The following is a 13,271-nucleotide window of genomic DNA, read 5'->3' as shown; positions in this document are numbered from 1 at the left end:
TATTTGGCGCAGGAAATATTGCCCACTTTGCGCATTTAGGTGGCGCATTGTTTGGCTTTTTACTCATGTTATATTTTAAGAAAACACAGTTTAATAAAAATCGTTGGAATTAATGGATACAAAAACACGCTTATTACTAATGTATCGTGGTTTTAATACCGCGGAAAAACTGATTGCACTCAACATTGTTATTTTTACAATAATGGTGTTATTTAATGCTATTTTCCGTTCTTTCAATGGATATGCACCTACATTTTTTTATGATTATTTTGCCATTCCGAACGATTTAGGGGAACTGATTGTAAAACCTTGGACAATTGTTACCTACGCTTTTGTACATGGCGGATTTTTTCATTTAATTTTTAACTGCATCGGATTGTTCTTTACAGGAAAAATATTTTCTGCATATTTCACAGAGAAACAATTTATCACGGTATATGCCTACGGAGTTTTTGCAGGCGCTTTCATATTTTTAGTAGCTTACAATTTATTGCCTGCGTATGCTGACCAACCTGCAATTTTAATGGGCGCATCGGCAGCGGTATTAGCTATCACAGCAGCTGGCGCAACGTATGTGCCGAATTTAATCGTGAATCTTTTTGGAGTTTTCCCTGTTAAGTATTGGATTGTAGCTATTTTATTAGTGATATCGTATGTGGCAGCCATTCAACAAGGTAATAATGCAGGTGGAAACTTTGCACATATTGGTGGTGCACTTATTGGTTATTTGTTTGTTTCGCAATTACAAAAAGGAAAAGATATTGGTATTGGTTTTGAACGTTTTTGGGATCGTTTGGTCGCTTATTTTACACCAAAAAAGAAATCTCCTTTAAAAACTGTATACAAAAACAAGCAAACGAAACGTTCTACTAGTAGTAAACCATCCCAATCTGCTTCAGAAAAACAACGAAAAGTAGATGGTATTTTGGATAAAATTAGTAAATCTGGCTATGAAAGTTTAACCAAAGCTGAGAAAGACTTTTTATTCAAATCGGGAAAGGAAAATTAATGTATGAACGATAAAAAGAAGAAAAGATTACGGATATTAAGCAGAGTCATCTTCTTCTTAAACAGTGTGTTTGCTGCGCTATTGGTCCTTTCCTATATTCTTCCATACGCGGTTCCAAAAAGTTTCCCTATACTTTCAGTACTGAGTTTGTTAGTACCGGTTTTTATTGTCATTAATTTTATTTTTATGCTTTTTTGGATTTTAAGTGTCCGAAAGCAATTTTTGCTATCTTTTATTGTACTTATTTTAGGGTATTCGCATGTGACAACGATGTATCGATTTTCTGCAAACCCGACAAAACCATCTGGAAATTCATTATCTGTAATGAGTTATAATGTGCGTTTGTTTAATATTTATGATTGGATTAAAGAATCAAACATTGACCAAAAGATTGTTGATTTAGTCCAAACTACTTCACCAGATATTGTTGCGTTTCAAGAGTTTCATCAGAACCAAAAAGAAGCTTTTGATTTTTATCCGCATCAGTTTATCGTTTCTAAAGGAAAAAATAAAAAAGTCGGACAAGCTATTTTTTCTAAATTGCCTATTGTAAATAAAGGTTCTATTAATTTTCCAAATACTACCAATAACGCTATTTATATAGATATTGTTCAGCATAACGACACCATTCGTGTGTACAATTTGCACTTACAATCGTTGCATATAAATCCGAAGAAAGAAGAATTTTCACAGAAAAATTCTGGACGTTTGCTCAATCGTATGGCAACTGCTTTTAAAATGCAGCAATCGCAAGCAGAATTATTTGAAGAAAATCGTTCTAAGTGTAGCTATAAAAAGGTGATTTTGGGCGATTTTAACAATACACCATTCTCTAATGTGTATCGAAAAATTAAAAGCGATATGAAAGATGCTTTTGTAGAAGCTGGAACAGGTTTTGGATCTACTTTAGAGTTTCCGTATTTTCCGATGCGAATCGATTTTATTTTGACAGATCCTTCTTTTACCGTGAATTCTTTTAAAACACATACCGAACACTATTCGGATCATTTCCCTATTTATAGTGTGATTTCGTTAGATTGATAGTACATCACTCCTTTTGATTACTTATTACAAGTAAAACTTTATCGGCTTTTACTTTCCCTCGTTTACTATTTCATTCATTTGGGTATTATTAATTCTAAAACCGTATGCTATGAAAAAGAAAACTTCTACATTAATGCTTAACAAAAAGTCTATTTCAAACTTGGACAGCGCACAAATTTTAGGTGGAAATAAGGACAAATTCACGCACTTTACGAGTTTTCGATTGTGCAAAACAAAATGCTGTTCGTCAAAATTATACGAAGACTGTACAGTTACGTATATAGCTTGTGCTTCAGAACCTAGATTTTGCGGAGCTTTCTAATATTATTATCACTTGAAATACTTTCATTTTTTTAATAATCTTTGATTTGTAAACTAGAGGTTCGTAATTCATAAACCACAGGTTACACTTGTTGTTTTCGCTTTTTTTTGATCCTATTTTCGAGTCAATATTAATTTAAAAAACACTCGTAAAAAAAAGAACTATTCTAATTTTAAGAAAACAGCAATTATAGGTGGCAATAGCAAAAGATGCGATTATTCTTTTAGCCCATTATGTAAAACCAAAAACTGTTCTTCTGTCATCTTTCAAGATTGCACAGTTACGTATGAAGCGTGTGTAACACAGCCTAGATTTTGTGGAGCATTTTAAAACATTACATCATCCAACAGTCTACTGTATCTGCCAAAATATGAAGCAGTAAACCAATTCCGAGAATGCGTGTTTTTTTGAATAGTAAAAATCCTGCGTAAACCGCAATTGCATAATAGGTATGTAATGGGTGAAAGTTGATGCTACAACGATTCGGATCAAAGATTGGATTTGCTAATAAATGATCGAGATCAATGAGCATACAAAGCACAAAAATGAGATAGGTTGTTTTCCATTGTTTTTTGTAGAGAATAAAAGCGAGAAGCAATGGAAAAACAAAGTGTAATCCGTAATGAACACAAAATCGTAACATTATAAAATGGTTTGTTGTTCTAAATATGTAATTGCATTGGTGCCTTCATTAAAAAGTAAATCTAAAATGCTTAGATTCGGAATGAAACCATGTCTTGCTTCAAATACTTGTGTGTAGGTATCAAAACCGTGATTGGGTTCTTTTTTGACATTGGCGAGTTTTCTGAAGTCTTTGCTATTTTCAGCTGTAATAATCGATTGATATTCCTGCGTTTTAGAAGTTTCAATCTCTAATTGCAGACATTCATTTATGGCGTGTATGGTGTCAAAATTCAAATCGATTAAACGCGTATATCGTTTTTCAAACAAGGGTTTCAATTCGTCTTCGTAATATTCAAAATACGGAGACGTTCTGTATGCGCTTTCTAAAGATTTCCAATGCAAACGTTGCCAAGCGGTTTCGTTGGCAATAGGAATATCTTTGTATTTCTGATTTTTATCTTTCTTAGAATGTCGCACCGGAACATTCAACATCAATTTTCCATTTGCGCCATAGATATACGTGCGATTGCGATAGGTTTGCTTCTGGAAATTATCTTCCATTTCAAACACTACATGCGCAGATTTCGCAAAAAGTACGTAATGCGCTATGCTTGGAAAATATGTTGGATGTATTGTGGTGATCACTTGTTTATTTGTTGATTTGTGTGTTTGTTGATTTGTGTGCGGTTATGCTTTTTTGATTATTTATTGGTTTGTGGTTTGATTAGATAGTTTCGCAAAGCGTTCAATTTATTCGTGATACTTTCTAATTGAAACCTTAATGATTCATATTGTTTTTGTGTGATGAATTGTAATTCACACGAAATTATCAATTGATTTACGACTTCTACAGCAGAGCTAAAAGTGATTGTTATAAATCGTGCTTTGTCCTTATTTGTATATCTAGAGACACCTTCTGCAATGTTTGAACATATAGAGATAGAAACTCTTCTTAATTGCGATGTTATTCCGAATTTTTCATTTTTAGGAAATTCCTGAGTGATTTTATAAATGCTTTTTGTTACTTCTTTTGATTCCACCCAAACTTGAAGTTTTTCAAAATTATACACATACTTCATTCACTAAACATAGCAACAAAAATACACTTTCGCAAAAATATTTCGTAAGCGTTGAATTTCAAAAATAAGCGTTGTTAAAATACGTTCATTCACAAAAAACTAATCAACTAACAAATAGTCTAATTGACGAATTGACAAATTGACAAATTGACAAATCAACAAAAAGTCAAATCATAAAACAAAAAATCTACTTCGCAGCTTCTTTTTTACGCTTTCTGTAATAACTGAATCCGAACCAACCTGCAAGAGCTACTAAGAAATATGGGAAATAAGAAATTGGCGTTCCTTCACCGCTAACAGTTGTAAATAAACGACTCCAACGAATTTTATTCAATCCTGTTGCTTTGCCATCCCAACTCATCCATACAAATACGGGTTTTCCTAATACGTGATCAAACGGAACAAATCCCCAACTTCTGGAATCTTGAGAGTTTCCTCTGTTGTCTCCCATCATCCAATAGTAATCTTGCTTAAAGGTGTACGAGGTTACTACATTTCCATCAATTTTGATTTGATTGCCTTCAACCGTTAAATTATTTCCTTCATATTCTGAAATTGCTCTTTTATACATAGGAAGATTGTCCATGGTCAATTCAACTTTTTTCCCTGCATACGGAATGTCAATTGGTCCGTAATGAAGTTCATTCCAATTGTGTGATCCTTTTTTTGGAAAAACAGCTGTACGCTCTTTCTTATATTCAATTTTTTCAACAGCTGCAACATTCGGATGGTTTTTAAGTTCATTAGCGGTAGCTTCAGTCAATGCATCAAATTGATATGCATATTGGTTTATTTGTGTAAATCTATCCGAAATATCATAACGATCATGCATGTATTGCTCTATAAATCTATCTCCTTTTGTTCTAACAATATAACCAAACTGCAATTTTGCACGGTCTGGCAATTCATTTTGTTTTCCGTTAATAAATACAAAACCATTACGTACTTCCAATTGATCACCTGGCAAACCAACACAACGTTTTACATAGTTTGATCGTTTGTCTAATGGCTTGTACATTTTAGCACCAGCCATATTATTTATATCTACGTATTCATCTGCTGGCCAATTAAAAACGACAATATCATTGCGTTCAATAGCTTCAAATCCTGGAAATCTAAAATATGGTAATTGTGGTTCTTTTAGGTATGATTTTAGTCCTGTAAACGGAATAGCATCGTGTACCATTGGCAATGCCACTGAAGTCATCGGCGTTCTAGCGCCGTAATGAATTTTACTTACAAATAAGAAATCACCGACTAACAATGTTTTTTCTAACGAAGATGATGGAATTACAAACGGCTGCATTACATACGTATGCACCAACGTTGCTGCTACTACTGCAAATAGTATAGAAGCAACCCATTCGCCCGCGGAAGATTGAGGCTTTAAACTTCTTTCATGCGCATATTCTACATCTAACATATAGTTTACATAGAAAATATACAATCCTAAAGTAAGTACAACCAAGATGGTTTCGCTACGTTCTGTACGTCCAAAACTACGAATAGTTTCTACCCAAATTACAGGAAAAACAATCAACTGCACAATTGGAATGAATAATAAAATTACCCAATACCATTCTTTTGGTCGGTTAATGATTCGCATTAAAATAAAAGCATTGTAAATTGGCACAGCAGCTTCCCATGCTTTTCTACCTGCTTTTACGTACAATTTCCAAGTTCCTAAAAAATGGATCAGTTGAACGATTAGGAAAAATATTAAAAATCCTTGCGTAAACGTCATTTGTTGTTTATTTAGTGATGATTTTACTTTGCAGCAAATCTCGTTGGTTATTTACAAATATATACTCCAAATTGGAATATATTTTCTATTTATTATATGTTTAACACGTTTTTCATGCTAAAAACGCCTGTTTTTCCTTGAATCCATTCTGCTGCTACAACTGCGCCTAGTGCAAATCCTTGTCGGTTGTGTGCTTCGTGTTTTATAGCAATGGTATCAATTGGTGATGTATAAGTAATTTCGTGTGTTCCAGGCACTTCTGGAATTCGCTTGGCAACTATCGGAATTTGTTCTTCATTTTCGGCTGCATCAAGTTTCCAGTCGTTGTACTTTGTATGTTGTAGAATACCTTCTGCCAATGTGATAGCTGTACCGCTTGGCGCATCTAGTTTTTTGGTGTGATGAATTTCTTCAACATTCACCTTATAATCTTCCAATTGCGACATCATTTTTGCCAAGTATGCATTCATCTCAAAGAAAATATTGACACCTAAACTAAAGTTAGAAGCATAAATGAAAGCGCCTTTTTCTGCTTCACACAATTGCACAACCTCATCGTATCTTTCTAACCAACCTGTAGTTCCTGAAATGACAGGGATTTGTTGTTTGATGCAATGTGTTATGTTTTGAAAAGCTGCGGATGGAATGCTAAAATCAATGGCGACATCTACAGTTGTAAAGTCATACGAAGCAATGTCTTGCGAAATTTTATGAATAATGACGTGGTTTCTACCCAAAGCAATTTTCTCAATCTCCTTTCCCATTCTACCATATCCAAGCAAGGCAATATTCATACGCGTTCAGTTTTTGGAAGCTGTCTACTTGATTAAAATTTAAAATTGAGTGTCAATCCTAAGTTACGATTGAAATCGATCTCATTTTGATCAATATGCGGGCGCAATGATAAATCGTCACTTACGTTGAATTGTAACAAATGTGCGTCCACGTTAGCATCGACAATGTTTAACACATACGCTACAACCGTGAGTAGTAGTGACAAATCGCGATTTCGTTGGTAGAATTCTTGTGCATCAATTAGCGCGTTATTATCAGCTACAATTCCTTGGAATTCGTCATCCATAAAACCTGCTAAACGTCTTTTATATGCACTTCTGTAACGATTGTAATTTTTGTTATTGCTGATGTAGAAATAAATTCCCGTTCCCATGGCAGCATATACAATCGGAATTTTCCAATATTTTTTGTTGTACGCTTGTCCCAAACCAGGCAAAATAGCCGAATAAAAAGCAGCTTTGGAAGGAGATAACGGATCAATTCCTTTTTTTTCTTTTACGACAACTGCATTTTCAACTTTTAAAACAGATTCTTCTTTTTTAGTTTCTTCTGTTACTTTTTCTTCTGTTACCTTTTCCTTTTTGGGTACTTTTTTTGTTTCTTCTTTTTCTTCTTGCGACCATGATATTTGGCATGCAAAACACAAGAAACATATCGCTATAATGATTCTATTTCCCACTTTTTAGTAATTTTTTAATTCGTGTGAAATCTGCTTCTGAATGAAATGGAATGGTGATTTTCCCTTTGCCATTTTTCCCTACTTTCACATCAACCTTATGTCCAAAATATTCAGAAAAGTCACGAACTCCTTTTTTTACAAACTTCGGAATTTCTTCTTTTTCAGTTGCTGGCGCATCAATAATTTTGTCTGTTTTATAATTTTTCACCAATGCTTCTGTATCACGTACAGAAAGTGATTTGGAAACAATCATTTCGTAGATTTCCAATTGATCGTTGGTATTTTCAATATTCACCAATGCACGTCCGTGTCCCATACTTAGGAAACCATCGCGCATACCTGTTTGTATGATTGGATCGAGTTTTAATAAACGTAAGTAGTTTGCAATGGTAGATCGTTTTTTTCCAACACGCTGACTCATCTGTTCTTGCGTTAAGCTAATTTCGTCAATTAAACGTTGGTACGAAAGTGAAATTTCTATCGGATCTAAATCGGCACGTTGAATATTTTCAACCAACGCCATTTCTAGTGATTCTTGATCGTTTGCAATACGCACATACGCAGGAATTGTTTCCTTTCCTATGAGTTTTGATGCTCTAAAACGGCGTTCACCAGAAACCAATTGGTATTTTTCAAAACCTAATTTACGAACCGTAATTGGTTGTATAACGCCTAGTTCTCTAATAGATGAAGCCAGTTCGCGCAGTGTTTCTTCATTGAAATTGGTACGTGGCTGAAACGGATTTACTTCAATGGTTGCAATTGCTAATTCTACAATATTACCAACAACCTGATCTGCATTTTTGTCTGAAACCGAAGAAATATCATTTTCAGGATCTTTTAGTAATGCGGATAATCCTCTTCCTAGTGCTTGTTTTTTTGTTGCCTTCGCCATAAATCTTATTTACCACTGTTTTTCTTAATCACTTCGTGCGCTAAGTTTAAGTAATTGGCTGCTCCTTTACTGCTTGCATCATAGTTAATAATGCTTTCTCCATAACTTGGCGCTTCACTCAATCGTACATTTCGTTGAATAATGGTTTTAAACACCATATCATTGAAATGTTTTTGTACTTCTTCTACTACTTGATTCGATAATCGCAAACGAGAATCGTACATAGTAAGCAACAATCCTTCTATATCTAAGTCTGAATTGTGTATTTTTTGAACACTTTTTATTGTGTTTAATAACTTTCCTAAACCTTCTAATGCAAAATATTCACATTGTATCGGAATCATAACAGCATCTGCTGCGGTTAATGCATTTAAGGTTAATAATCCTAATGATGGCGCGCAATCAATGAGAATATAATCAAATTGATCTTTAATTGGAGCCAAGGCTTTGCGTAACATATATTCACGCTGATCTTTGTCTACCAATTCAATTTCAATCGCTACCAAATCAATATGTGCAGGAATGATGCTCAGGTTTGGCGAACTTGTTTCTATGATTACTTCAGCCGCACTTACCGTATGTTCTAGCACTTGGTACGTCCCTTTTTCAATGCTATCCACATCAATTCCCAACCCAGAAGTCGCGTTTGCTTGCGGATCTGCATCTATCAGTAATACTTTCTTTTCCAGTACACCTAATGATGCTGCTAAATTTACGGAAGTCGTGGTTTTTCCAACGCCTCCTTTTTGATTTGCAATAGCAATTATTTTGCCCATGGTTAGTTTGAGGATTTTAAGCGATAAAAATACAATTATTATTGAGTTAATGAAATGAAAATTATTAACAAACGTGATAATGTTTCGTTAAAACTAAATTAAATGGACGTTAAGTATCGCAACACACATTAGTTAGTAGAGATTAACTTGTGTTAGAGGTGTAGTTAGTAGGAATCCTGCTCTCTAGGAAAATTAGTTCAACTCGTAATTTTGAATGCGTCTTTTGGACTTTTCAAAACTGGGCTTCACAAAAAAAACCGCTCAAATTTCTCTGAGCGGTTTTACCATATTGTATGTCTTTATTTTTCAGGATTATGAATTCCTAAGATATAATCTTTTGACAAGTATTTTTGTGCTATGTTTTGAATGTCTTTTGCTGTAATTTCATTGACAGCTGTTTCAAATTTTAAAATCCTGTTTGGATTTCTTTTCATGTAATCTGTACTATTTAAATAGTTGAGCCAAAAGCGATTCTTTTTTACGCGCTCTTTGTTTTCTAATAATGCAGCTTCTTTTACTTTGCTTAGATCTTTTTCTGTAGGTCCATTGTCTATTATTGATTGTAATTCTGCCAAAGCAGCAGTTGTCAATTTATCTACATTTTCGGGCCCACAAGGAAACGAAATTCGCATATTAAACCATCCGTACGGAAACGAACGAATATTTCCAGAAGCACTTGCTCCGTAGACGCCACCTTCTTGTTCGCGAAGTTTTTCAATGAGTTTAATACTTAGTATATCGCCCAAAAACTGCATTGCTCGTGCATCTTTACTATTGTATTCTGCTTTTCCATTGAAGATGATTTGCACCGAACTTTTAGGATCTTTTCCTTTTTCAATGATTTTTGTGTGCTTTCCTGTCAACGGTCGGAACGTAGAAAAATTTGGTGCTTCATTTGAACTTTTCCCAGGTAAACTCGCTATGTATTTTTCTACATATTCTTGTAGTTTTTGTGCGTCTACGTTTCCAACAAAATAAAAATTAAAATCGCCTACATCAGCAAAACGTTCTTTGTATTTTTTATATGCCAAATCGTAATCGCTCGCATCCATCATTTCTGGCGTTGGAAAACCTTGATATCTTGGGTTTTTTTCATTCATAAATTTCCCCATTTCAAACTGAAAGTAGAATTGTGGACTTTTCATCATGTTTGTTAAAAACCCTTTTTGCTTGGTCACAAACGAATTATATGCCTTTTGGTCTTTATTTAGTTTTGTAAAGTATAAATGTGTCATTTGGAAAAGTGTTTCCAAATCTTTTGGCGTAGTACTTCCTCTAAATCCTTCTCTGTATGCACCTATATATGGACGCACTCTTGCTATTTTTCCAGACATCATTTTGCGCAAATCAACTTTTGACAAACCGTTTACACCAGCTTCTGCCAATCCGCCATTTGCAAAACCAATTGCTTTATAATCGGCATCGCTGTATAAAGAAGTTCCACCTAAACTATACGCAGAAAATAAAATTTCATCATTTTTAAAATCGGTCTGTTTATACACAACTTTTGCGCCGTTACTTAACGTCATTGTGGTAACGCCAATAGAAGGATTTGTGCTTTTGTTGATTACTTTCCCTGGATCTGGCAAATCAGAAATCAAACTAGTTCCTACCGCTTTGTCTTCATACGGTTTGATGTCTTTTGTTTTTACAGATTTTAAAATAGCCAATACTTCAGCTTCCGTAATTTTTGGCGCATCTTCTTTTTCTGGACCTGTCAATACAATTACCGTATTTGTATCTCTGAGATATTGATTGATCAGTGAATTAATTTCTTCTAGTTTGATTGTAGGTAATTGTTCATTGAAGAATTTAAATGTCCATTCCATTCCTGGAATTGGCGATTCTTCTAAGAAGTTCCTTACATATTGTCCCACAATACGTGAAGATTCCATTTTATTTCGGTCTTTATAAGCTTTTTCAAGATTTGCCATGAAGCTTTTCTTAGCTCTTTCAAATTCTGCTTGTCCAAAACCATACTTTCGCACACGTTCGTTTTCTTCTAGTAAAGCGGTCAATGCTGTTAATTGTCCATCTGGCGCAGACATTGCTGTAGATTGATATGCTTCTTTGGTTCTTGCCCAAGTGCCGCCGTGGTAACTTGATCCAAATACAAATGGCGGATTTTCAGATTCTGTCAACTCACTCAATCTATTATTGATCATTTGTGAGAACATACTTTGAATGATTTGTTTTCTGAAATCGGCTATTGTCTTTATTTTCTCCGGAACACCTAAATCTTTGAATAAGACTTGTACTCTGGCAAACGAAGCTTCCTTGTCAGTTTCAATAGCGACTAAAGTTTCCTCATGATTTTTTACTTCGTGTTTTACTCTTGGCTTCGGATTTACAGCCGCAGGAATTTTACCAAAGTGTGATTTTATTTTTTCTTCTAACACTTTCACATCAACATCTCCAACCGCAATTACTGCCATTAAATCTGGACGATACCAATCTTTGTAAAAACGACGTAAACTTTCATACTTAAATGTTTCCAAGTTTTCTTTTGTTCCAATTGGCAAACGTTTTGCATATTTTGAACCGTACATTATTTTCGGCAAATACTTTTGCAACATACGCTCATCTGCTCCTTTTCCTAAACGGTATTCTTCTAACACAACACCTCTTTCATTGTCAATTTCTTCATCTGTCAATAAAGCGTTGTGCGCCCAATCTTCTATGATTTGAAATCCTTTTTCTAACTTTTCTGGATCGTCACTTGGAATTGGTAAAATATACACTGTTTCATCAAAACTTGTGTATGCATTTAAATGTGCTCCAAATTTTACACCAATACTTTGTAGGTAATCTACAAGTTCGTTCTTTTTAAAGTTTTTGGTTCCATTAAAACACATGTGTTCCATAAAATGCGCCAATCCAACTTGGTCTTCATCTTCTAAAATAGAACCTGCATTTAATACTAAACGCAACTCAACTTTGTTTGCGGGCTTTCCATTATTTTGGATATAATAGGTAAGTCCGTTAGACAATTTTCCAATCTTTACATTCGGATTCGTAGGAATATCGGTAAGCATATCTCCTATTTGTGAGGTTCTTACTGTACTTTGTTGCGATTGCGCAACAACTTCTTGCAAACCACTTATACTCAACAGGAAAACACACCCTAACATGTAAATATATTTTTTCATAGGTAACGATTTGATTGTTTGTTCTTATAAATATAAAATATATTGTGAGACGTTGGTATGAGTCCTATTGAACTTTAACATTAAATTGTGAGTTTAGTATTACTTTTAAAGACTTCATTTTTATAAGAATAATTTGCTTGGCGCGATTCTAAACTGTTGGAAGTTAAAAATTCATAATTTTCCACTTTTGCTCACAAAAAAGTTTATTTTTGATCGAATTTTTAACAGTTGCACGCTTGTTTCATCTTCAAAAAAGATGTTTCGATACGTATAATTAGGTACTGCTTTTATGAAGAAATTATTCGTTTTACTCTTTTTAACACAAATTGCGTTTTCTCAAAACCAGAAAACCATCACTAAAAAAACAGTTATCAAAATTATCTATGGAGGAAATTTGAATGTGAACGAAGAAAAATTTCCTGGCGCAAAAATATTTTCTAAAACCGATAATGGTCAAGTGCGTTTTGAGCATGAAGGTATGGATATGTGGTGCGATAGAGCGGTGTTGTTTCAAGATAGAAATTGGGTAAAAGCATACGGAAATGTGTTTATTCAACAAGGTGATTCCATAGAAATGTCTAGTGAGTATATTGAATACGATGGCGATACGAAATTGGCAGTTTCCAAACGAAATGTCCGATTGCAAAATACAGACATGACACTTTCTACTGATACGTTATATTTTGATAGAAACGCCCAAGAAGCCTATTTTAATACGAAAGGAATTGTAAAAGATAGCGCATCAACCTTAACAAGCGTTGAAGGACGTTATTTTATGGAAAAGAATAAGTATCAATTCTTAAAAGATGTGCAAATTGATAATCCAGAATATACGGTAAACTCTGCACAGCTAGATTATTACACCGATTCCAAACACGCGTACATGTATGGTCCATCCACCATAAAAGGAAAAGAATATACGATATTTTGCAAACGCGGATTTTACAATACAGTAGCCGAAAAAGGGTATTTTGTTAAAGAATCACGCATTGATTACGACAACCGAATTATAAACGGCGACAGTTTGTATTTTGAAAAAAATAACGAATTTGCTTCCGCTACCAACAATATAAAAATTACGGATACCATTAATAAAATGATTTTAAAAGGTCATTATGGCGAAGTATACAAAGCGAAAGATTCTGCCTACATTAC

General features: G+C 34.2%; 13 protein-coding genes and 1 pseudogene. 5 read left to right on the top strand and 9 right to left on the bottom strand.

Going from position 1 to position 13,271, the window contains the following annotated elements:
• The 4 genes and pseudogenes from AB8B65_RS00690 to AB8B65_RS00675 all read left to right on the top strand — a co-directional run.
• Positions 1-113, top strand: a pseudogene (locus AB8B65_RS00690) (rhomboid family intramembrane serine protease); the annotation flags it as partial.
• Entirely contained in the window at positions 113-1,009 is an 897-nt protein-coding gene (locus AB8B65_RS00685) for a rhomboid family intramembrane serine protease (RefSeq protein ID WP_405298868.1), read from the top strand. The pseudogene AB8B65_RS00690 and the gene AB8B65_RS00685, both read left to right, overlap by 1 nt.
• A gap of 186 nt (positions 1,010-1,195) precedes the next feature.
• Complete coding sequence (locus AB8B65_RS00680) at positions 1,196-2,050, top strand: endonuclease/exonuclease/phosphatase family protein (RefSeq protein WP_405298867.1); 855 nt, start codon at positions 1,196-1,198, stop codon at positions 2,048-2,050.
• Between the two features lie 112 nt (positions 2,051-2,162).
• Positions 2,163-2,375: a hypothetical protein gene (locus AB8B65_RS00675; RefSeq protein WP_405298866.1), complete on the top strand. Its 213-nt coding sequence runs from the start codon at positions 2,163-2,165 to the stop codon at positions 2,373-2,375.
• A gap of 334 nt (positions 2,376-2,709) precedes the next feature.
• Here AB8B65_RS00675 and AB8B65_RS00670 read toward each other — a convergent pair whose 3' ends face one another.
• The 9 genes from AB8B65_RS00670 to AB8B65_RS00630 all read right to left on the bottom strand — a co-directional run bounded on the left by AB8B65_RS00670 (position 2,710) and on the right by AB8B65_RS00630 (position 12,116).
• Positions 2,710-3,018, bottom strand: coding sequence for a DUF6122 family protein (locus tag AB8B65_RS00670; RefSeq protein WP_405298865.1), 309 nt, complete (start codon positions 3,016-3,018; stop codon positions 2,710-2,712).
• Positions 3,018-3,644 (bottom strand): WbqC family protein, encoded by a 627-nt coding sequence (locus tag AB8B65_RS00665; RefSeq protein ID WP_405298864.1) that lies wholly within the window; start codon positions 3,642-3,644, stop codon positions 3,018-3,020. Before AB8B65_RS00665 ends, AB8B65_RS00670 begins: the two co-directional genes overlap by 1 nt.
• Before the next feature lie 56 nt (positions 3,645-3,700).
• Entirely contained in the window at positions 3,701-4,078 is a 378-nt protein-coding gene (locus AB8B65_RS00660) for a four helix bundle protein (protein ID WP_405298863.1), read from the bottom strand.
• Between the two features lie 187 nt (positions 4,079-4,265).
• Positions 4,266-5,822 carry a signal peptidase I gene (gene lepB / locus AB8B65_RS00655; RefSeq protein WP_405298862.1) on the bottom strand — a complete coding sequence of 519 codons (1,557 nt, stop codon included), beginning with the start codon at positions 5,820-5,822 and terminating at the stop codon, positions 4,266-4,268.
• A gap of 92 nt (positions 5,823-5,914) precedes the next feature.
• Complete coding sequence (gene dapB / locus AB8B65_RS00650; RefSeq protein WP_405298860.1) at positions 5,915-6,616, bottom strand: 4-hydroxy-tetrahydrodipicolinate reductase; 702 nt, start codon at positions 6,614-6,616, stop codon at positions 5,915-5,917.
• 32 nt (positions 6,617-6,648) lie between these two features.
• Positions 6,649-7,296, bottom strand: a complete 648-nt coding sequence (locus AB8B65_RS00645; RefSeq protein ID WP_405298859.1) for a DUF5683 domain-containing protein — start codon at positions 7,294-7,296, stop codon at positions 6,649-6,651.
• Entirely contained in the window at positions 7,286-8,191 is a 906-nt protein-coding gene (locus AB8B65_RS00640; protein ID WP_405298858.1) for a ParB/RepB/Spo0J family partition protein, read from the bottom strand. The genes AB8B65_RS00645 and AB8B65_RS00640 overlap by 11 nt, the downstream gene beginning before the upstream one ends.
• 5 nt (positions 8,192-8,196) lie before the next feature.
• On the bottom strand, positions 8,197-8,967 hold the full coding sequence (locus tag AB8B65_RS00635; RefSeq protein WP_405298857.1) for a ParA family protein: 771 nt from the start codon (positions 8,965-8,967) through the stop codon (positions 8,197-8,199).
• Between the two features lie 299 nt (positions 8,968-9,266).
• Complete coding sequence (locus tag AB8B65_RS00630) at positions 9,267-12,116, bottom strand: M16 family metallopeptidase (RefSeq protein WP_405298856.1); 2,850 nt, start codon at positions 12,114-12,116, stop codon at positions 9,267-9,269.
• 289 nt (positions 12,117-12,405) lie between these two features.
• On the opposite strand from AB8B65_RS00630, the gene AB8B65_RS00625 reads away from it, so the two are divergent.
• On the top strand, positions 12,406-13,271 hold an 866-nt coding region (locus AB8B65_RS00625), incomplete at its 3' end, for an OstA-like protein (protein WP_405298855.1).

The sequence above is a fragment of the Kordia sp. genome, from assembly GCF_045105435.1.
In the GTDB taxonomy this organism is placed as follows: domain Bacteria; phylum Bacteroidota; class Bacteroidia; order Flavobacteriales; family Flavobacteriaceae; genus Kordia.
The sequence above is the reverse complement of the archived record's forward strand: the minus strand, read 5'-3'. Positions and strand labels throughout refer to the sequence as shown.